Annotated in this window: 18 protein-coding genes, 1 tRNA gene and 1 pseudogene; 11 read left to right on the forward strand and 9 right to left on the reverse strand. The window is 68.2% G+C overall.

The annotated features are described in order from the left end of the window. Both scpA and meaB read left to right on the forward strand, forming a co-directional pair. A partial coding sequence (gene scpA, locus B4M62_RS02855; protein WP_290704880.1) for a methylmalonyl-CoA mutase occupies positions 1–1,852 on the forward strand: 1,852 nt, incomplete at its 5' end. After that, on the forward strand, positions 1,852–2,859 hold the full coding sequence (gene meaB / locus B4M62_RS02860; RefSeq protein WP_290704883.1) for a methylmalonyl Co-A mutase-associated GTPase MeaB: 1,008 nt from the start codon (positions 1,852–1,854) through the stop codon (positions 2,857–2,859). The genes scpA and meaB, both read left to right, overlap by 1 nt. Positions 2,860–2,909: 50 nt before the next feature. Here the strand turns inward: meaB and B4M62_RS02865 are convergent, their stop codons facing one another. From B4M62_RS02865 to B4M62_RS02875, 3 genes are all read right to left on the reverse strand, one after another. After that, positions 2,910–3,881: a nucleoside hydrolase gene (locus B4M62_RS02865; protein WP_290704886.1), complete on the reverse strand. Its 972-nt coding sequence runs from the start codon at positions 3,879–3,881 to the stop codon at positions 2,910–2,912. A gap of 52 nt (positions 3,882–3,933) precedes the next feature. Beyond that, positions 3,934–5,157: an MFS transporter gene (locus tag B4M62_RS02870; protein ID WP_290704889.1), complete on the reverse strand. Its 1,224-nt coding sequence runs from the start codon at positions 5,155–5,157 to the stop codon at positions 3,934–3,936. Between the two features lie 127 nt (positions 5,158–5,284). Next, a tRNA-Leu gene (locus B4M62_RS02875) sits at positions 5,285–5,370 on the reverse strand. Between the two features lie 60 nt (positions 5,371–5,430). Here B4M62_RS02875 and B4M62_RS02880 point away from each other — a divergent pair. Both B4M62_RS02880 and B4M62_RS02885 read left to right on the forward strand, forming a co-directional pair. Beyond that, positions 5,431–6,804 carry a M20/M25/M40 family metallo-hydrolase gene (locus B4M62_RS02880; RefSeq protein WP_290704893.1) on the forward strand — a complete coding sequence of 458 codons (1,374 nt, stop codon included), beginning with the start codon at positions 5,431–5,433 and terminating at the stop codon, positions 6,802–6,804. Between the two features lie 5 nt (positions 6,805–6,809). Further along, positions 6,810–7,346 carry a YbhB/YbcL family Raf kinase inhibitor-like protein gene (locus tag B4M62_RS02885; RefSeq protein ID WP_290704896.1) on the forward strand — a complete coding sequence of 179 codons (537 nt, stop codon included), beginning with the start codon at positions 6,810–6,812 and terminating at the stop codon, positions 7,344–7,346. Here B4M62_RS02885 and B4M62_RS02890 read toward each other — a convergent pair. Continuing rightward, the gene (locus B4M62_RS02890; RefSeq protein ID WP_290705038.1) at positions 7,334–8,434 is read right to left on the reverse strand and encodes a quinone-dependent dihydroorotate dehydrogenase; all 1,101 of its coding nucleotides are present in this window, start codon (positions 8,432–8,434) and stop codon (positions 7,334–7,336) included. The genes B4M62_RS02885 and B4M62_RS02890 overlap by 13 nt on opposite strands. Before the next feature lie 93 nt (positions 8,435–8,527). Next, a pseudogene (locus B4M62_RS02895) lies at positions 8,528–9,055 on the reverse strand (DUF3093 domain-containing protein); the annotation flags it as partial. On the opposite strand from B4M62_RS02895, the gene dut reads away from it, so the two are divergent. Then, entirely contained in the window at positions 8,992–9,459 is a 468-nt protein-coding gene (gene dut, locus B4M62_RS02900) for a dUTP diphosphatase (RefSeq protein ID WP_290704899.1), read from the forward strand. The pseudogene B4M62_RS02895 and the gene dut sit on opposite strands and share 64 nt — an antisense overlap. Positions 9,460–9,475: 16 nt before the next feature. After that, positions 9,476–10,276 (forward strand): DUF3710 domain-containing protein, encoded by an 801-nt coding sequence (locus B4M62_RS02905; RefSeq protein WP_290704902.1) that lies wholly within the window; start codon positions 9,476–9,478, stop codon positions 10,274–10,276. An 18-nt stretch (positions 10,277–10,294) separates the two neighbouring features. Here B4M62_RS02905 and B4M62_RS02910 read toward each other — a convergent pair whose 3' ends face one another. Next, positions 10,295–11,002 (reverse strand): alpha/beta hydrolase, encoded by a 708-nt coding sequence (locus B4M62_RS02910; protein WP_290704904.1) that lies wholly within the window; start codon positions 11,000–11,002, stop codon positions 10,295–10,297. Positions 11,003–11,071: 69 nt separating this feature from the next. On the opposite strand from B4M62_RS02910, the gene B4M62_RS02915 reads away from it, so the two are divergent. Continuing rightward, positions 11,072–11,440 (forward strand): OB-fold nucleic acid binding domain-containing protein, encoded by a 369-nt coding sequence (locus B4M62_RS02915; protein WP_290704906.1) that lies wholly within the window; start codon positions 11,072–11,074, stop codon positions 11,438–11,440. Further along, positions 11,433–12,140, forward strand: coding sequence for a DUF3159 domain-containing protein (locus tag B4M62_RS02920; RefSeq protein WP_414651763.1), 708 nt, complete (start codon positions 11,433–11,435; stop codon positions 12,138–12,140). The genes B4M62_RS02915 and B4M62_RS02920 overlap by 8 nt, the downstream gene beginning before the upstream one ends. Before the next feature lie 8 nt (positions 12,141–12,148). Here the strand turns inward: B4M62_RS02920 and B4M62_RS02925 are convergent, their stop codons facing one another. Beyond that, positions 12,149–12,808, reverse strand: coding sequence for a potassium channel family protein (locus B4M62_RS02925; RefSeq protein WP_290704908.1), 660 nt, complete (start codon positions 12,806–12,808; stop codon positions 12,149–12,151). 16 nt (positions 12,809–12,824) lie between these two features. Continuing rightward, positions 12,825–13,490 carry a potassium channel family protein gene (locus B4M62_RS02930; protein WP_290704911.1) on the reverse strand — a complete coding sequence of 222 codons (666 nt, stop codon included), beginning with the start codon at positions 13,488–13,490 and terminating at the stop codon, positions 12,825–12,827. Positions 13,491–13,558: 68 nt separating this feature from the next. Between B4M62_RS02930 and B4M62_RS02935 the strand changes: the two genes are divergently transcribed. The 3 genes from B4M62_RS02935 (at position 13,559) to dxs (ending at position 18,833) form a co-directional block, all read left to right on the forward strand. Beyond that, positions 13,559–15,553 (forward strand): APC family permease, encoded by a 1,995-nt coding sequence (locus B4M62_RS02935; RefSeq protein ID WP_290704914.1) that lies wholly within the window; start codon positions 13,559–13,561, stop codon positions 15,551–15,553. After that, positions 15,553–16,803 carry a class I SAM-dependent RNA methyltransferase gene (locus B4M62_RS02940; RefSeq protein ID WP_290705044.1) on the forward strand — a complete coding sequence of 417 codons (1,251 nt, stop codon included), beginning with the start codon at positions 15,553–15,555 and terminating at the stop codon, positions 16,801–16,803. The genes B4M62_RS02935 and B4M62_RS02940 overlap by 1 nt, the downstream gene beginning before the upstream one ends. An 89-nt stretch (positions 16,804–16,892) precedes the next feature. Continuing rightward, on the forward strand, positions 16,893–18,833 hold the full coding sequence (dxs, locus tag B4M62_RS02945; RefSeq protein ID WP_290704918.1) for a 1-deoxy-D-xylulose-5-phosphate synthase: 1,941 nt from the start codon (positions 16,893–16,895) through the stop codon (positions 18,831–18,833). On the opposite strand, the gene B4M62_RS02950 is transcribed toward dxs, so the two are convergent. After that, positions 18,830–20,074: a ribonuclease D gene (locus tag B4M62_RS02950; protein ID WP_290704921.1), complete on the reverse strand. Its 1,245-nt coding sequence runs from the start codon at positions 20,072–20,074 to the stop codon at positions 18,830–18,832. The genes dxs and B4M62_RS02950 overlap by 4 nt on opposite strands. Positions 20,075–20,079: the final 5 nt, after the last annotated feature.

Consider the following 20,079-nt stretch of genomic DNA (forward strand, 5'->3'; position numbering starts at 1 on the left):
CACCCACCGCGGCTACGACTCCGATCATCCGCGCGTGGCCGGCGACGTCGGAATGGCCGGCGTTGCCATCGACTCGATCCTGGACATGCGACAGCTGTTCGACGGTATCGACCTGGGCAGCGTTTCGGTGTCGATGACGATGAACGGCGCCGTGTTGCCGATCCTTGCGCTGTACGTCGTCGCCGCGGAGGAGCAGGGCGTTCCGCCGGAAAAGCTGGCCGGCACGATCCAGAACGACATCCTCAAAGAGTTCATGGTCCGCAACACCTACATCTATCCACCGGATCCCTCGATGCGAATCATCTCCGACATCTTCGGCTACACCAGCGCGAAGATGCCGAAGTTCAACTCCATCTCGATCTCGGGCTACCACATCCAGGAAGCGGGCGCGACGGCCGACCTGGAGCTGGCGTACACGCTGGCCGACGGCGTGGAGTACATCCGGGCCGGCCTCGCCGCCGGCCTGGACATCGACAAGTTCGCGCCGCGCCTGTCGTTCTTCTGGGGCATCGGCATGAATTTCTTCATGGAGGTCGCGAAGCTGCGCGCTGCTCGGCTGATCTGGAGCGAACTGGTCAGTCAGTTCAACCCCAAGAATGCCAAGTCGCTGTCGCTGCGGACGCATTCGCAGACCTCGGGCTGGTCGCTCACCGCGCAGGACGTGTTCAACAATGTGGCGCGCACCGCCGTCGAGGCGATGGCGGCGACTCAGGGCCACACCCAGTCGTTGCACACCAACGCCCTCGACGAGGCACTGGCGCTGCCGACCGACTTCTCCGCCCGCATCGCCCGCAACACCCAACTGCTGCTGCAGCAGGAGTCGGGTACCACCCGGCCGATCGATCCGTGGGCAGGGTCCAACTACGTGGAATGGCTCACCGCGCAGCTCGCCGACCGGGCGCGCGCCCACATCGCGGAGGTTGAAGAGGCCGGGGGCATGGCCAAGGCGATCAGTGAGGGGCTACCCAAACTGCGCATCGAGGAGTCGGCCGCGCGCACTCAGGCGCGCATCGATTCCGGTCACCAGCCGGTGATCGGCGTCAACAAGTACCGGGTCGACGACGACGAGGAGATCGAGGTCCTCAAGGTCGAGAATTCGAAGGTGCGCGCCGAGCAACTAGCGAAGCTGGCGCGGCTGCGGGCCGATCGGGACTCCGCCGAGGTGCAGGCCGCCCTCGATGCCCTCACGAGGGCCGCCGGACAGCCCGGCGGATCGATGGACACCAACTTGATGGCACTCGCCATCGACGCCGCCCGCCACGGCGCGACCGGAGGAGAGATCTCCGACGCGATGGAGAAGGTCTTCGGACGGCACCAGGCCGAGATCCGTACCATCAGCGGTGTGTATCGCCACGAGGCGGGAGAATCGGGCAACATCGACGCCGCGACGACGCTCGTCGAACAGTTCGCGCGGGCCGAGGGCCGCCGACCGCGCGTCCTGGTCGCCAAGATGGGGCAGGACGGGCACGATCGCGGCCAGAAGGTGATCGCCACCGCGTTCGCCGATCTCGGTTTCGACGTTGACGTGGGCCCGTTGTTCTCGACCCCGGAGGAGGTCGCTGCGCAGGCTGCCGACAACGATGTTCACGTCGTTGGCGTGTCGTCGTTGGCCGCCGGCCACTTGACCCTGGTGCCTGCACTTCGTGATGCGCTCGCGGAGGCGGGCCGCCCCGACATCATGATCGTGGTCGGCGGGGTCATCCCGCCCGGCGACTTCGACGAACTCTATTCGGCGGGGGCCGCGGCGATCTTCCCGCCGGGTACGGTGATCGCCGATTCGGCGGTCGAACTGATCACGAAACTGGCCGACAACCTGGGTCTACAGTTGTCGGGCGCGGGCGCGGGGGCGTAGTGGCGGCTGGTCCGGCCCGCACCGATCCAACGCTGCTCGGTGCCGGTGTGCTGGCCGGTCGACGGTCGGACTTGGCGCGCGCGATCACGCTGGTCGAGTCCACCAATCCCGAGCATCGGGCGAAAGCGCAGGAGTTGCTCCTGGCGATGACCCCGCATTCGGGCCAGTCGTTCCGGGTGGGTATCACCGGAGTGCCCGGGGTGGGCAAATCGACGACGATCGAGACGCTGGGGATGTACCTGATCGAGCAGGGCCACCGCGTCGCCGTGCTCGCCGTCGACCCGTCGTCGACCCGTACCGGCGGATCAATCCTCGGTGACAAGACCCGTATGGGCCGGCTTGCCGCGCACCCGGACGCCTATATCCGGCCATCGCCCACGGCGGGCACTCTCGGCGGGGTGGCGAAGGCGACTCGGGAGACGATCGTGCTGGTCGAGGCGGCCGGATACGACGTCGTGCTGGTGGAGACCGTGGGGGTGGGGCAGTCCGAGGTGACCGTCGCCAACATGGTCGACACGTTCACCTTTCTCACGCTGGCGCGCACCGGTGACGCCCTGCAGGGGATTAAGAAGGGCGTTCTGGAGCTCGCCGACGTGGTCGTCGTGAACAAGGCCGACGGCAAGCATGTCAACGAGGCGCGGTCGGCCGCCCGCGAGCTGCGCGGCGCGCTCGGGTTGATCTACCCGCACGATGCGTGGTGGACCCCGCCGGTGCTTACGATGAGTGCGATCGAGAACGCTGGTGTCGACGAGTTCTGGGCCGCGGTGCTGCGACACCGGCAAGCCATGGTTGACGGCGGGCGATTCGACGCGCACCGGAGTGGTCAGCAGGTCGATTGGATGTGGACGATGGTCCACGACGCGCTGCTGGCCCGGCTGGCCGCCGACCCGGCCGTGGCGGCCGTGCGGGCCGGCGTCGAAGCGCGGATCGTCGGGGGAGACCTCACCCCGACGCTCGGCGCCGCCGAGCTACTCGCCGCGCTCGACCGGTCTGCTCATCCGGGGTGACCGGTATCGCGCCGGCTGTGCCCGGTATTTCGTCGACGGCGCCGAAACTCCTAGGCGTCGTTGAGGTGGCGGGCATAACCGGCGAGTGTGTCGATCAGTTCGTCCAGCATGGCGTCGGTGTCGGCCTGCGTGACCACCTGGGCGTTGGGCGGCCCGAGCATGCCACGCCGGTCAGCGACGGTCATGGCCCGGGTGAGGGCACCGTTGAGTTCGACCGCCACGTGTGCGGCGATACCGGACACGCGGTCGGGATCTAGCGCGACCATCGCGGCAAAGGGGTCGTGGAGGTAGGCCACGTACCCTTCGTTCTGAGAATCGTGGAATTCGAAGTAGAAGCGCAGTGCCTCGGCGAGGTGCCGCGCGAGCAGTGCGTCGCCTGAGTCGGTTCGGAGGCGACAGAGATGAGCCGGTGTGATGACCAGCTGTTCGGTGATGTTCAGCCCGCACACGATGGGGTCGGGTGCATCGAATCGGCTGAACGCCTCGAAGACCTCGGCGGCGGCCTCCGGATCGACGACCGTGTTCCACTCTGCGACGGGCGTCGTGTTGCCGGGGACACCGAAGGCGCCGCCCATGATCACGAGGCGGCGCAGCTTCCCGGGTAACTCGGGATCGGCCCGAACCGCGAGCGCAAGGTTTGTCAGGGGCCCGGTGACAAGGCCGATCAGCTCCCCTCGATGGTCGTCGGCCGCACGCAGCCATCCGTGCGCGGCATCGAGATCGCTGGGCGGGGTCGATGCCGGGAAAAGTTCGGCGTAGCCGATCCCATGCGGGCCGTGAGTGTCCTCGGCGGTCCGCAGGCGCGAGGCTATCGGGTTCTGCGCACCGACGTGCACGGGAATCTCGGTTCGTCGGCAGAGTTCGAGCCAGGCGAGGTTGTTGGCCACCACGACGTCAGTGGGTACGTTTCCGGCCGTCGCGGCGACCCCGACGATCTCGACGTCCTGCTGGGCGAGCAAGTAGGTAAGCGCCAGCGAGTCATCGATCCCGGTGTCGCAGTCGAGAAAAAGGGCAGTGGCCACGACCGGACCCTAGCGCGAGTCGGCGTTCCCCAACAATCCGCCGGGAGGCTGACTAACCGGGAGTCTGCCGGATCATCGCACTCGTCGACGCCGTCACGACCACCAGCACGATCAGGGCGAAGGTGATCAGCACCGTCGGCGCGGCGAACCAGGTGAGGGCCATCCCGACGGTGATGACGGGCAGGGTGATTCCCACATATGCCGCGAGGAACATTCCGGCGATGGTTTCGCCGCGGTGATCACGGTCAGAGATCGCACCGGCGGTCTCTATCGCCGCGCTGAAGACCAGTCCCACCCCGGCGCCGGCGACGACGGCGGCGACCAGGAACAACGGGAATGACAGGACCGCACCCGATACTGCGAGGGCGATCAGCCCGGCCACCATCCCAGACAGCCCGTAGGCCACTTTGGGCCGCAGCGTGAGACGTGCGAGGAGGACCTGTGACACCGCGCTGGCGCCCATCATCGCGAACACCGTCAGTCCGACCACGAAATACGAGTTGATGCGCAAGCTTCCGCCGACGAAGGTTCCGGTGAGCGAGGTGAAGAAGCCCATTACCGCGAAGGCTCCGGCGGCCGCGACGCCCGCGGCAAGGAACTCGCCACGCCGACGGGGGTCGACCTGCAGCCGCTGTGGACGGTAGACGAACCGGCGGCTATGGGGGGCGACGGTTTCCGGGATCGCGACCACCATGACGCCGACGGCCAGCAACAGACCGAGGAAGACCACGAAGGTTGATGTCAACGGGCTCGGCGCCCATTGTGTGAAGATCCCGCCGATCAGCGGGCCGAGTGCCAGACCACCCAGGTTGACCCCGCTCGCAACCGTCGTTGCCAGCCGTGGAGACTCATCGGGCGCAGCCCTGGCGCGTAGCTCGAGGAGGGCGGCGGTGGCTGTCGAGGTGACCGCGCCGATGCCGAATCCGCACAGAAACCGCGCTGCCAATAGTGCCGATACGTGCGTGGAGAAGATGAAGATGAGCGCGCTGATCACCTCGACGCCGATGGCGCTCACCAATACCTTGCGCCGCCCGAAGTGATCGGAGAGGTGTCCGACGAAGAACAAACCCGCCATCACACCGAGCCCGTATGCCGCGAAGATCACAGTGATCATGAACGTGGGGAAGTGATCGATATCTTGATAGACGGGGTACATCGTCGTCGGGATGGTGGTGAACGCCATGAGTGCGGCGAAGCCGACGGCGAGTGACCAAAAGCCCCGGCGGTGTGCCGGGGAACCGGAGGTTGCCCCGGCGGGGCTTTCGGATGCGTCCACGTCTGTAATAGTCGCGCATCTGATGGTCGGGCGGATGAGCTACGAAGTCGACTCACCGGCTGCGGCTCGCCAAAACGAAAAGAGCCGCGGCACCCCGGTGAAAGGATGTCGCGACTCAAGACGAGTGTGTCCGAGGGGGGACTTGAACCCCCACGCCCGTTAATAGGGCACTAGCACCTCAAGCTAGCGCGTCTGCCATTCCGCCACTCGGACTCGGTGCGCGATAACCCTAACCGAGGACGACACGATTCCCCAAATTCGCATAATGGTGGTGTGACTACACCCCGCGCGCTCGACGAAGTCGTTGACCTGGTTGCCGATTTGATCCGGTTCGACACCTCCAACACCGGTGAGCCGGAGACGACCAAAGGAGAGGAGGGATGCGCCAAATGGGTTGCCGATCAACTCGCCGAGGTGGGGTATGAGACCACCTATATCGAGTCTGGGCAGCCTGGTCGGGGCAATGTCATCGCTCGGCTGGCAGGTGACCCGACCAGCACCGCGGGCGCGCTCCTGGTGCACTGTCACCTCGACGTGGTGCCGGCCGAGGCGGCCGACTGGTCGGTGCACCCCTTCGCCGGCGCCATCGCCGATGGGTACATCTGGGGACGCGGCGCGGTCGACATGAAGGACATGGCGGGTATGGCCCTCGCGCTGGCGCGCCAGTTCGCCCGGGAGGGCACAATTCCGCCGCGCGAGCTGGTCTTCGCCTTCCTGGCCGACGAGGAGGCCGGCGGCACCTGGGGATCGCACTGGCTCGTGGAAAATCGGCCCGATCTGTTCGCCGGCGTGACCGAGGCGGTCGGGGAGGTCGGTGGCTTCTCGCTCACCGTCGACCGGCCAGATGGACAGCAGCGGCGGTTGTATCTGGTCGAGACTGCGGAGAAGGGCCTGTGCTGGATGCGCCTGCGTGCCAAAGGGACGGCGGGGCACGGGTCCTTCTTGCACGACGACAACGCGGTCACCGAGTTGTCGGCGGCCGTCGCACGCATCGGGACCCATCGGTTCCCGCTGGTGCTCACCGATGCCGTCTCCGCATTCCTGGCCGTGGCCGCCGAGGAGACTGGCCTGGATCTGGGAGTTGACACCCCAGACCTTGAAACGGCGCTGTTCAAACTGGGGGGCCTGGCACGTATCATCGGTGCGACGCTGCGCGACACCGCAAACCCGACGATGCTGCATGCCGGCTATAAGGCCAACGTCATCCCGCAGACCGCCGAGGCGGTGATCGACTGCCGGGTGCTGCCCGGACGCCAGGCGGCCTTCGAAGCCGAGATTGACGCGCTGCTGGGCCCGAATGTCGAGCGGGAGTGGATCACCCACCTGGACTCGTATGAGACGACGTTCGACGGCCACCTCGTCGACGCCATGAACGAGGCGATCTTGACTTATGATCCGCAGGGTCGAACCGTGCCCTACATGCTGTCGGGCGGGACCGATGCGAAGGCCTTCGCGAAACTGGGAATTCGGTGCTTCGGCTTCGCCCCGTTGCAGCTGCCACCCGAACTGGATTTCGCTGCGCTGTTCCACGGGGTTGACGAGCGCGTGCCGGTGGACTCAGTGTTGTTCGGTACCAAGGTTTTCGAGCATTTCCTATTGCACAGCGCGCCGGCGACCGCCGCCGCGTCGCACCCAACCGAGAGGTGACCGCCATGCCGGACAGTTCCTACAACCCCTATGCGGCCCTGCCGCACCTGCCGGGGTTCGAGCTCACTTCGACTGATATCGCCGACGGCACGACTCTGGCGTCGGCGCAGGTGAGTGGGATCATGGGGGCGGGCGGTCAGGATGTTTCACCGCAGTTGAGCTGGTCGGGGTTCCCCGCGGCGGCGCGCAGCTTCGCCGTCACCGTCTACGACCCGGACGCGCCGACCGCGTCGGGCTTTTGGCATTGGGCGGTCGCGGACATCCCCGCGTCGGTGACCAGCTTGACAGCCGGAGCCGGGGACGGTGCGCCGGGTTCGCTACCGGTCGGTGCGGTGACGCTCGCCAACGACGCGTCGCTGCGGCGCTTCGTCGGTGCTGCGCCGCCCGCCGGGCACGGGCCGCACCGCTACTACGTAGTGGTACACGCGGTCGATGTGGAGTCGCTCGGCCTGCCCGACGAGGCCACCCCCGCGTATCTGGGGTTCAACCTCTTCAGCCACGCCATCGCGCGGTCCACCATCGTCGGCCGCTATTCGCAGTAGACACCGGAGCCGACGGCCTCGCTGAGCGAGGCGAATCCCGCGCCGCGCACGCGTGCCGCCAACCCGGCGTGGATCCGGTTGGCATACAGCGGCCCGCCGTAGATGAACCCGGTGTAGCCCTGCAACAAGGTCGCGCCGGCGCGGATCCGCTCCCAGGCGTCGTCGGCATCCTCGATGCCCCCGGCGCTCACCAACAGGAGCCGGCCACCGACGCGGGCGTGCAGGCGCCGCAGGACTGCAAGTGATCGTGCGGCGACCGGCGGACCGGACAGGCCGCCGGCACCGGCCTGCGCAACGACGTCCGATGACGACGTCAGGCCGTCGCGCGAAATCGTCGTATTCGTGGCGACGATGCCGGCCAGGCCCGTTTCGACGGCCAGATCGGCGACCGCGTCGACATCGGCGTCGGCGAGGTCGGGCGCGATCTTGACCAGGACGGGCCGGTCGGTGGCGGCCCGCACCGCGGAAAGGATCGGGCGCAACTGGTCGACGGCCTGCAGGTCACGGAGCCCCGGTGTGTTGGGTGAACTCACGTTGACCACCACGAAATCGGCGAGTGGACCGAGCAGTGCGGCACTGTGCGTGTAGTCGTCGGCCGCGGCCGCGAGGTCGACCACTTTCGTCTTTCCGATGTTGGCGCCGATCGGCACCCGGTGCGTGCGTGCCGACCTTCGCGCCCGGCCCAGCCGCTGCGCAGCTGCTTCGGCGCCGGGGTTGTTGAATCCCATGCGGTTGACGAGGGCGCGGTCGGCGGGAAGCCGAAACAATCGGGGGGCGGGGTTGCCGGGCTGTGCCTGCCCGGTAATCGTGCCGATCTCCGCGTATCCGAAGCCGAGTGGACCCCACGACCGGGCGGCCGCGGCACCCTTGTCGAACCCGGCCGCCAGACCCATCGGCCCGGGGAAGCTCGTGCCGAGCACATCTTGACGCAGGATCGGATCGTCGACGACGAGCACCCGGCCCACGACGCGGCCAAGACCCGGGACCGCACCAACGAGTCGGATGACGCCGGAGGCGAATCGGTGGATCGTCTCGGGGGGAAGCCGGAACATCAACCACAACAGCGGGCCGTAGAGAACTGTGTTCAGTGCTCGGGTGACCCGGGAGCCCTCGGGTTCGACCGGCACCGGGGCCTCGGCGGTGCCCTCCAGCCGGGCATCAGCGATACCCATGGCCGCGAGCAGTTTATCCGGGTGTCGGGTAGAGACCAGCCAGTACGGGGTGGGGTCATCGGGGTCGTCGAGCACGAGTAGGGCCATCGGGTGGACCCAACTGTGGTGGACGAGATAGGCGGCGGGATCGAGCTGTCGCCCCATGGCCGCGCTCTTGGCGCTCGGCGGGACCGAGGCGCCCCGTCCGACGACCGCGCGCGGCAGCCGGGCGCCGTCCACGGACAACTCACCGTCGGCGCTCACCCGGACTCGACGGCGGCCCATCGACACCAGCACGGCGATGAGCAGCACGGCGATCGCGGGGAACACCCACCAACTCCAGGCCGCGCGGTGCGCGCCGAGTCGGATCTCGTAGCCGAGAACGGCAGTGAGAACCGCGGCCGCCACCCACCACCAGAGGGGCAACCACAGCCGCTCGTTGTATCGATCGGTCTGGGCGTCACTAGTCACGTCGCTCAGCGTAGTCTGCGGGTGTGTCCGATCGAATTCCGTCACCCGCACTACTGCGCGTCCGCCGTCTCGACAGGGATTTGCCACTGCCGGCGCGGGCCCATCCCGGTGACGCCGGTGTCGACCTGTACTCGACAACCGATGCCCACCTGCGACCCGGGCACCGACAACTCGTCGGAACGGGAATCGCGATTGCGCTCCCAGTGGGAACGGTCGGGCTGATCCATCCGCGTTCGGGGCTGGCGGCGCGCGCCGGGCTGTCGATTGTCAACACGCCGGGCACCGTCGATGCGGGCTATCGCGGGGAGATCAAGGTTTGCTTGATTAATCTCGACCCCACCGAGCCGATCGCGATCAAGCGCGGGGATCGAATCGCGCAGTTGATAGTCCAGCGGGTCGAGTTGCCCGAGCTCGAGGAGGTCGACGAACTCGACGATACGAGTCGGGGTGTCGGCGGCTATGGATCGAGCGGCGGGCACGCGGCGCTGTAAGCGGAAGGACGAGGATATGGCAGGACAGGCACGGGTCGGGGAGGCGGCCGGCCCCTACGACATTGCGGACCTGGCGACCTCTGCCGAGGAACTGGCCAATTCGCACCTGGACCTCGGATCGGTACTCGTCCCGGTCGTCGAGGGCGGGCAGGTCAGTGTAGAGATGTCGGTGGACCACCAGCCCGAGGCGGTGTTTCTGCTCACCCCGGTCGGGCGGGTGACCGTGGCCGCGTACGCCGCTCCCAAGTCGCCGGGCCAGTGGCGCGAGGTGGTTCGTGAACTGGCCGACTCCATCCGCGCCGAAGGCGCGGTGATCCGCACCGAGGAAGGGCACTGGGGGCGGGAGATCATCGCCGAGGTGCCCGGCGACGAGAGTCACCTGTTCCTTGGTGTCGACGGGCCCCGATGGATGGTCCGCTGCGTCGCGAGTGGACCGCCGCAGACCGCGCCGCAGTTGGCGCAACTGGCCCGCGCGGTCCTCGCCGAATCGGTGGTGCGCCGAGGAGCCGAGCCCTACCCCCCGCGGGAACCGCTGCCGCTGATACTTCCCCAAGTTCTCGCCGAGCAGGTGCGCATGGCGCAGCAACAGATGGTCGACGACGGTCAGCTCGCGCTGGACGATCTGCCGCCGGAGTTCACCGAGACGGGCCGCGAGCCCGACTCCCATGCGTACGAGCCCGTGGCCCACGAGTCCGTGACCTACGAGTCCCCGGCCCGTGAAGCCGTGGCGCAGCCGCCCGCCGGCCCGGTGCCGGGCGAGGAGGTCTCCCGCGGCACCGCCATGCAGCGGCTGCGTCAGGGCAGGAGGGCGCGCTAGCGCCCGTTCCGCCCCGATTCAGGCCGGGAATGTGGGGTGGTGCATCTCGTCCCAGGCCGCGCGGGCCAGACGGCCCAACACCGCGGGATCGGCGCCCCACACGTCGAGGGTCGTGCGCTTCACGGCGGCGCGCGGTGCTGCTTTCGCCCACGCCTCGCCGACGGCCGCCGGGTGAATCGGGTCGTTGTCGCTGACCACGACCGCCAGCGGAACCGCCAATCGGGTCAGCGTCGCAGGTTCCGGGCCGACGAGGGCGGCCGCGCCACGCAATTGTCCGATGAGTCCGGGATAGAGACCCGTCCACGAGCGGGTGAGTTCGGCCGCCAACCATCCCGGACTGCTGGCGGACATTCCGTCGAGGGTCGCGCTCAGGCCGTCGCGCTCGAGGGCGTCGGCGGTAGCGGTCGCCGAGGCTGCAGCCGGGCTCGCCCCGGGGACTCCCGACCACGGCGGCAGCACGGCCCACACGCCTGCGCAGCACTGCGGACCCACTCGGGCGGCCCACGCCGCGGCGATACTGGCCCCAATGGATATGCCGCCGACCAGAATCGGCCCGTGGGCCCGTGCGGCCGCGTCCAGCGCGCGCATGTAGCCGGCTGCGAGGTCGGTTCCCGGCTCCAGCGCTACCAGCGAAAACCCTGCGGCGGCGGCCGCGGTGCCGAAAGCCCGCTGGACGTAGTCGCCGTCGGATCCGGTACCGGGCATGGCCAACAGGGGACGGGGCATGACGTGATCCTTCCGCAAGGTCTACCCTGGGCATCGCAATGTAGGAATTCTCTCGCCCAGGAGGGTGTGATGGCGACAGCGGGCTATCTGCGACGGATGACGCGCAGGCTCGTGGAGGACCTCGAGGTCGCCGACGCGGCAGAGATCGCCGACGAGTCGCGATCGCAGGGCGCCCGGTGCGCATCGGACTGCGCGCGGGGCGAAGAGGTCCGGATCTTCGGTGAACTTCGGTCGGTGCAGACGTGCTCCAAGAATGCCAAAGCCGGGGTCGTCGCCGAGTTCTTCGACGGCACCGACACCGTCACCCTGAAGTGGCTCGGCCGCAACCGGATCCCGGGAATCGAACCGGGCCGAAAACTGTGGGTCACCGGCCGCATCGGTGAGCACGACGGCGTCAAGGTGATCTTCAACCCGTACTACGACCTCGACGGTGACTGAATCGCAGGCCGCGCCAGACCATGAGGGCCGAACGCCCACCGCGCCCGACCATGAGGACGAGCGGGAGGCCCGCACGCTGCTCGACCAGATGGGCGGCGTGTCCGGCCTGGTGTACTCAACACTTCCGATCCTGGTCTTCGTCCCCGCCAACACCTGGTTCGGACTGACCGGGGCGATCATCGCGGCCCTCGCCGTCGCTACGGCGATTCTCCTTTATCGCGTTGCTCGGCGCGAGGACGTGAGCCCGGCATTGTCGGGCTTCATCGGTGTCGCGATCTGCGCCTACATCGCGCATCGCACGGGGAGCGCGAAGGGCTACTTCTTATTCGGCATCTGGACGATGCTCGTCTACTCGGCGGTCCTCGTCGTGTCCATCATCGTGCGGTGGCCGCTGGTGGGGCTCGTCTGGAACCTCATCAACGGTGACGGCACCGCCTGGCGCCGGCATCGGCCGACGCTGATCGCCTATGACGTCGCCACCGGCGTCTGGGCAGCGGTGTTCATCGCCCGCTATCTGGTGCAATCGCATTTGTACGACACCGGGCACACCGGGGTGTTGGCCGCCACGCGCATCGCGATGGGGTGGCCGCTGACGATCCTCGCAGTCGGCGCGACGGTCCTGCTCGTGCGCCGAGCCGACCGCGGCGAAGACGAGATCGCGGCACGGGCCGACGCCGCCGAGACGCCGCCGCCGCGATAGGGCCGCCGTCAGGCGAGATGGAGCGCGGTGCGCAACTCGTCTTCGACATCTTCGGGTGCGACGAACACGAGTTCGTCGCCGCCTTCCACCGAATCGTCGCGCTGCGGAGCGATGACCCGGCTGCCGCGCAGGATTGCCACGAGCGCGACATCGCGCGGGAGGGCTAGCTTGCGCACCGGGCGACCGGCCAGCGGGGTGGTGTCGGGCAGGGTCATCTCGACCAGGTTGGCCTGCCCCTGCCGAAAGGTCATCAGGCGGACGAGGTCGCCGACGCTGACCGCTTCCTCCACCAGGGAGGCCAGGATCCGCGGGGTGGAAACGGCGGTGTCCACCCCCCAATCCTCGTCGAAAAGCCACTCGTTGCGCGGATCGTTGACCCGGGCGACGACGCGATTGACGGCGAACTCGGTCTTGGCCAGCAGCGCGACGACGAGGTTGGCCTTGTCGTCACCGGTGGCGGCCACCATGACGTCGTAGTCCTGCAGTCCGGCGCGTTCGAGGTTGGTCAACTCGCACGCATCGCCGGTGATCCAACCGGCGCCGGGCACCGACTCGGGGTCGACCTTGCGGGCCTCTCGTTCGAAGAGGGTGACCTCGTGGCGGTTGGCGAGGAGTTCGCGGGCAATGGACCGCCCGACGGCGCCGGCACCGGCGATCGCGACTTTCACTGGACTCTCCTGCGGATCAGTCGTGGATGGGGCGCGGCGCGCCCGCGGTGGCACGGACGGCGGCTCGATCGGCCGAGCGCACCGCGACATAGACGATGTCGTCGTCCTGCAATGCGGTGCGGGGCTCGGGCAGGATCGGGCGACCGAGCCGATTGAGGAACACGACGTGGCAACCGGTCTCCTCGGCGAATTTCGCGACCGATGTGCCGATCCACGATTCATCGATGTCGAGTTCGATGAGATCGACACTGCCACTGGGATCACGCCAGGCGACCGTGTCGACGTCGTCGTCGAGTTCGGCGACGAAGCGTTCGGTCGTCCAGGGAACGGTGGCGACGGTCGGGATGCCGAGCCGGGCGTATACCTGTGCGCGGCGGGCATCGTAGATGCGGGCGACGACCCGTGCGACACCGAAAGTCTCCCGGGCGACGCGCGCAGCCACGATGTTGGAGTTGTCCCCCGAGGACACGGCGGCGAATGCGTCGGCCTTCTCGATGCCGGCGCGGGTCAGCACCTCGCGGTCGAATCCCATGCCGACGGTCGTTGTTCCGGCGAACTCGGGGCTCAGCCGCTTGAACGCGGTGGGGTCGCGGTCGATCACCGAAACCGTGTGGCCGCGACGTTCCATCGCTTCGGCCAGGGAGGCTCCGACCCGGCCGCAGCCCATAATGACTATCCGCACGGTGATGAACGTACATGACCCGCGCGGCGTGTTCGCGCGTTGGCGGTGTTCGGCCTAGTGTGATCGTGGTGTCCACCCTGTCCCAGGTGCCAGTCGCGGTTAAGCGACTACTCGTAGGCCGGCCGTTTCGCAGTGATCGGCTGGGCGAAACGCTGCTGCGCAAGCGCATCGCGTTGCCGGTGTTCGCCTCCGACGCGATGTCGTCGGTGGCCTACGCGCCGCAGGAGATCTTCCTCGTCCTGTCCGTGGCCGGCCTTTCCGCCTATGCGTACACCCCATGGGTGGCGGTGGCCGTGGCCGTCGTGATGGTCGTCGTGGTGGCCAGCTACCGCCAGAACGTGCACGCCTACCCGTCGGGCGGCGGTGACTACGAGGTTGCGACGGTGAACCTCGGGCCGCGTGCCGGCCTGGTGGTGGGCAGTGCGCTTCTGGTCGACTACGTGCTGACCGTCGCCGTGTCGATGGCGTCAGCAGTGGAGAACATCGGATCGGCCATCGACGTGGTGCACCGCCACAAGGTGTGGTTCGCCGTGGCCGCGATCGTCCTGTTGGCGGCGGTCAACCTGCGGGGCCTGCGCGAATCAGGTGCATTTCTGGCAGCACCCACCTACCTGTTCATCTTCAGCGTCCTGGTGATGCTGGGCTGGGGGTTTGCCCGGGTCCTCTTCGGCAACGGGGTGCGCGCCGAGACGGCCGGCTTCGGCCTGCAGGCCGAGCCCGGGCACTGGTCGGGTTTGGCGATGGTGTTCCTGCTGGCGCGCGCCTTCTCCTCGGGGTGTGCGGCGCTGACCGGCGTCGAAGCGATCAGTAACGGAGTGCCGGCCTTCCGCAAGCCGAAGTCGCGCAACGCGGCGACGACGCTGCTGATGCTCGGCGGGTTCTCCATCACACTGCTCTTGGGCCTGGTGTTGCTCGCGCGGGAGGCCGGCGTGAAGTACGTCGCCAACCCGAGCACCGAGCTGACCGGAATCCCCGACGGCTATCGCCAGAAGTCGATGATCGCGCAGCTCGCCGAGGCGGTGTTCAGCGGCTTCAGCCCGGCGTTCTATGTGGTGGCCATTTCGACGGCGCTCATCTTGATGTTGGCGGCCAATACCGCGTTCAACGGCTTTCCCGTACTCGGCTCGGTTCTTGCGCAGGACCGTTATCTGCCTCGCCAGATGCACACGCGCGGGGACCGGCTGGCCTTTTCCAACGGCATCGTATTTCTGGCGCTGGCCGCGATCATCTTCGTCGTCGCGTTCGGCGGTGAGGTGACTGCGCTGATCCAGCTCTACATCGTCGGCGTGTTCGTCTCGTTCACCCTGAGTCAGACCGGGATGGTGCGGCATTGGACGCGCCTGCTGAGTGTCGAGTCCGATCCGGCCGGCCGGCGCCGCATGCAGCGGTCGCGGGTGATCAACGCGATCGGCTTGGTGATGACCGCGACGGTCCTCGTGGTCGTGCTGATCACCAAGTTCCTGGCCGGCGCGTGGATCGCGATCGTCGCGATGATGTCGCTCTATGTGCTGATGCAGTTGATCCACCGCCACTATGCGACGGTGCAGGCCGAACTTGACGCGGCCGTCGACGAGGACGAGGTGTTGCCGCCGCGCACCCATTCAATCGTGCTGGTGTCGTCGCTGCACCTGGCCACCCGGCGGGCGATCCGCTACGCCCGCGCCACCCGCCCGGACACCCTCGAGGCGATCACGGTCAACGTTGACGACCGGGACACGCGCAAGCTGGTGGCGGAGTGGGAGGCCAGCGACATCACGGTGCCACTGAAAGTGATCGCTTCGCCCTACCGCGAGATCACGCGACCCGTCGTCGACTATGTGCGGCGGGTCCGGCGGGACAATCCGCGCGACGTGATCACCGTGTTCATCCCCGAGTACGTCGTGGGTCACTGGTGGGAACAGATCCTGCACAATCAGTCCGCACTGCGCCTCAAGGGCCGACTGCTGTTCGAGCCGAGTGTCATGGTGACGTCGGTGCCGTGGTTGCTCAGTTCGTCGGAGCGTCGCAAGGAGGCTCCCCACTATGTCGCGCCGGGGGAGACCCGGCGCGGCGTCGGACCGTGATGGTGCCCGCGCCGGTGCGCTGCGACGTCACCGGGCTCGCCCACGGCGGTGCGGGAGTGGCCCGCATCGATGGGCGGGTCGTGTTCGTCGCCGGTGCGCTCCCGGGGGAGACGGTGCTGGTGCAGATCACCGATGATTCGCGTGCAGCGTGGTGGCGCGGGCACGTCCTCGAGGTGGTAGTGCCCTCACCGGATCGGACGCCGGTGTCCTGTCCGGCCGCGGCCGCCGGGGCCGGATGCTGCGACTTGGCATTTGGCACCACGGACGGCATCCGGCGGGCGAAGGCGACCATTGTGGCCGATGCACTCACCCGTATCGGCCGCGTCGAGGTGCCCGCCGGTCTTGTCGTCGAAGGGATGCCCGGCGGCGAGTCGGGGCATCGATGGCGCATCCGTGCACGGGCGGGCGTCGCCGCCGATCGGTCCGCGCTGGGTTTTCGCACGATCCACAGCAACGCGATCGTCGCGCACCGGTGCGCCGCACTCACCCCCGCGCTGAGCGACGCGCTCGGCACGCTCGACCCGGCCGATCTGCGTGCCGGGTCCGAGGTCATCGCGGTGCACGACGACGACGATGCCGTCCACCTTGCCGAGGTCGCCGGACCGCCATCCGTGCGCGGCGGCCGGGCCGGCGCACAGCGGCGACGGGCGCAGAGCGGTCCGCCGCGCGCGCCGCGAGTCCTCCTGGGCGGCCCGACGGCACGCTATCGGGTCGGCGATCGAACCTGGGAACTGCCGGTTGCGGCCTTCTGGCAGGCTCATCGTGGCGCCGCGGAGGTGTTCGCGCGCACTGCGGGCCGATGGTTGGCGGAGTGGGCGCTCGACGCCACCGTGTGGGACCTGTACGGCGGGTCGGGGGTGTTCGCCGGGGCCGCGATCGAGCGCGGGGCGGGGGCCGTGCACATCGTCGACACCGAAGCCGATGCGCTGGCATCGGCGCGGACGACTTTTCACGGTTCGCCGGTGCACACGCATCGCGCGGCGGTGTCGGCGGCAACGCTGGCCAATCTGCCCGCGCCCGGCATCGTCGTCCTCGACCCACCCCGCAGCGGGGTCGGCAATGCCGTGATGGACGTCATCACCGCGGCGGAACCCGCCGCGATCGTCCACGTCGGCTGCGATCCGGCCGCATTCGCCCGTGACATCGGGCGCGCGATCGCCTCAGGATACCGATTGGATCGGCTGAAAGCCTACGATGCCTTTCCATTGACCCACCATGTCGAGGCGATGGCACTGCTCGTTCGACCGTGAAGCGCCGCCGCGCAAACCGTGGGTTCGGGCGTCCGTAGACTGGACCCATTCGCCCAGCCCGCGACAGATTTGGACAGGAGGACTCGACGATGAGTCTGTTGGAGTCGATCAACTCCCCGGACGACCTCGCCGATCTGACCAGCGAAGAGATGGACCGCCTCGCCGGTGAGATCCGGCGATTCCTCGTTGCGAAGGTATCGGCGACCGGCGGCCACCTCGGCCCCAATCTGGGTGTCGTGGAACTGACCCTGGCCATCCATCGGGTGTTCGACTCCCCATCGGATCCGGTGATCTTCGACACGGGCCACCAGTGCTACGTCCACAAAATCCTCACTGGTCGCGCCGCGGGGTTTGATGCGTTGCGCCAGCGCGGCGGGCTCACGGGCTATCAGGAGCGCGCGGAGAGCCCACATGACTGGGTCGAGTCTTCCCACGCGTCGGCCGCACTGTCGTACGCCGATGGGCTGTCGAAGGCCTTTGAGTTGCGCGGTGAGCGCCGCACCGTCGTCGCCGTCGTGGGTGATGGGGCGCTGACCGGCGGCATGTGCTGGGAGGCGCTGAACAATATCGCGGCCGCCAATCGGCCGGTGGTGATCGTCGTCAACGACAACGGACGGTCCTACGCCCCGACGATCGGCGGGCTCGCCCAACACCTGTCGGGACTTCGACTGCAGCCGGGGTATGAGCGCATTCTCGGCGAGGGACGCAAGCTGCTCAGGCAACTGCCCGTCGTCGGCGACCCGGCCTATGCGGTCGTGCACGGCGTAAAGAGCGGTATCAAGGATCTCCTCGCGCCCCAGGCCCTGTTCGCCGACCTCGGTCTCAAGTACGTCGGACCGGTTGACGGTCATGACATCGCTGCGCTTGAGAGTGCGTTGCACCAGGCGAAGTCATTCGGCGGGCCGGTGATCGTGCATGCGGTGACTCGCAAGGGCAACGGATACGGCCCCGCCGAGGATCACGAGGAAGACCAGATGCACGGGATCGGCGTGATCGACCCGGCCACCGGCCGGGCCGCGGCCGTGACCGCACCGGACTGGACGTCGGTATTCTCCGCAGCCCTGGTCGAAGCAGGTGGGCGCCGGGACGACATTGTGGCGGTGACCGCGGCCATGGCCGCTCCGACGGGGCTGACCGCGTTCGGCGAGCGATTCCCGAACCGGCTTTATGATGTCGGTATCGCCGAGCAACACGCGCTCACCTCCGCCGCGGGGCTGGCGCTGGGCGGCCTGCACCCCGTCGTCGCGATCTACTCCACCTTCCTCAACCGTGCCTTCGACCAATTGCTGATGGATGTGGCCCTGCTGGCGCAACCGGTCACCCTGGTGCTGGACCGTTCCGGGATCACGGGTCCGGACGGGCCGAGTCACCACGGCATGTGGGATCTGTCGTTGATGGCGATGGTTCCCGGCTTGCGGGTGGCCGCTCCGCGCGACGCGGTCCGGCTGCGCGAACAGCTCGACGAGGCGCTGGGCACCGACGACGGTCCCACCGCGATCCGATTCGCGAAGGGAGCGGTACCCGAAGACATTCGGGCAATCGAGCGGACCGTGGACGGTGTCGACATCCTGTACCGCAGCACCTCCACCTCAGCGCGGCCGGTCGGTGACGTGCTGCTCGTCGGAATCGGCGCCTTTGCGGCGACGGCGTGCGATACCGCGGCGATCCTCGCCCGCCACGGCATCGAGGTCACCGTCGTCGACCCGCGGTGGGTGCTACCGGTGCCGGGCTCGATCATCGAGATGTCCGCCGATCACCGGCTCGTCGTCACGCTCGAAGACGGCCTCGTCGACGGGGGAGTCGGGTCGGAGATCATCGGTGCGATGGCCGCCGCAGGCGTCACGGTTCCGGTTATGCAACGGGGCATTCCGCGGGAGTTCGTGGCCGCGGCCTCACGCGGTGAAATCCTCGCCAGCCTCGGGCTCACTGCCCAGGAGTTGTCGCGCACGATCACCGAAAGCGTGTCGCAGCGGCTCGACTCGCCGATCGGGGTAGACACCGGGACTGCGGTGCGCAGCGACTCCGACTAGAGCCGGCCAAGCGCGGTGGCGATTGCGTCCCGAGTCAGTTCTCGCTGCCATGGGCGGGCCGCCCCGGTGGCGAGCGCCTCGTCGACGGCTCCGGGCGACGCCGATACTCCCGCCCAGCAGAGTTGTCGCACCAGATCGGGGGCCAGCAGGTTCTCCGCGGGCACTGATACCGACTCGGCGATTTCGGCGATTGCCGGGCGCACCGCGGCGGCTCGTGCCGCGGCCTCGGGGTTGCGCTGCTCCCATCGATTGACCGGCGGCAGACCGGTGGACGGAGCGGTGCGCGCGGGCAACTCGTCCTCGGGCAGTGCCTGGGCGCGGTGCAGCGCCGCCAGCCACCGGCGGGCGTGATGCCGCTGGCGCGGTCCGCCGAAGACTGCGAGCCGGGTCAGTTCCTCGGCGGTCGCGGGATTGACGCGCGCGGCGTCGATGATCGCCGAGTCGGGAAGGACGCGGCCGGGGGCGACGTCGCGACTCTGAGCGAGTTCCTCGCGTGCCTGCCACAATTCCCGCACCGCGGCGAGCTGACGGCGGGTGCTCAGGCTGTGGATGTTCGAGGTGCGCCGCCATCGGCCCAGCCGCGGCGGCGCAGGTGGACGGGTAAGGACATACGCGAACTCTTGGGCTGCCCACGAATCCTTTCCCTCGGCACGCAACTGCTTGTCCATGGCGTCACGGAGTTCGACGAGTAGCTCCACATCAAGAGCGGCGTAGTTGAGCCAGTCGTCGGGCAGCGGTCGTTTAGACCAGTCCGCAGCGCCGTGGCCTTTGCGCAACTCGCGGCCCAGGAAGTGTGCGGTCATCGCGGCCAGATTCACCCGGTGCAAGCCGAGCAGTCGGCCGGCCAGTTCGGTGTCGTAGAGCGTCTCGCACGAGAAGCCCAGTTCGCGCAGGCAGGGGAGATCCTGATCGGCGGCGTGCAACACCCATTCCGGCCCGGTAAGCGCGTCGATGAGTTCGCCGAGGTGGTCGGGATGGTCGATGGGGTCGAGGAGCAGGGTGCCGGCCCCGGATCGGCGGATCTGGATGAGGTAGGCGCGTTGGGAGTACCGGAAGCCGGAGGCGCGTTCGGTGTCCAGCGCGATCGGTCCCGACCCCGATCGCAGGCGAGCTGCCGCGTCGGCGAACTCGCCCGGCTCGATGAGGACCGGCGGCACGCCGTCAGCGGGGGCGAGTAGCGGATCAGGAGGGTTGTCGATGTCGGCTGGATCGGACTTGTCGGGGGTGGGCGTGGATGCCATGTTTC

The sequence above is a fragment of the Gordonia sp. UBA5067 genome (assembly GCF_002414845.1).
Lineage (GTDB): Bacteria > Actinomycetota > Actinomycetes > Mycobacteriales > Mycobacteriaceae > Gordonia > Gordonia defluvii.

Bases quoted from the DNA above. Each gene is read 5' to 3' on its own strand.
- B4M62_RS02885 (WP_290704896.1), top strand. From the start codon at position 6,810: ATGCCGGACAGTTCCTACAACCCCTATGCGGCCCTGCCGCACCTGCCG.
- B4M62_RS02905 (WP_290704902.1), top strand. From the start codon at position 9,476: ATGGCAGGACAGGCACGGGTCGGGGAGGCGGCCGGCCCCTACGACATT.
- B4M62_RS02940 (WP_290705044.1), top strand. From the start codon at position 15,553: ATGGTGCCCGCGCCGGTGCGCTGCGACGTCACCGGGCTCGCCCACGGC.
- B4M62_RS02910 (WP_290704904.1), bottom strand. From the start codon at position 11,002: ATGCCCCGTCCCCTGTTGGCCATGCCCGGTACCGGATCCGACGGCGAC.
- B4M62_RS02915 (WP_290704906.1), top strand. From the start codon at position 11,072: ATGGCGACAGCGGGCTATCTGCGACGGATGACGCGCAGGCTCGTGGAG.
- B4M62_RS02950 (WP_290704921.1), bottom strand. From the start codon at position 20,074: ATGGCATCCACGCCCACCCCCGACAAGTCCGATCCAGCCGACATCGAC.
- dxs (WP_290704918.1), top strand. From the start codon at position 16,893: ATGAGTCTGTTGGAGTCGATCAACTCCCCGGACGACCTCGCCGATCTG.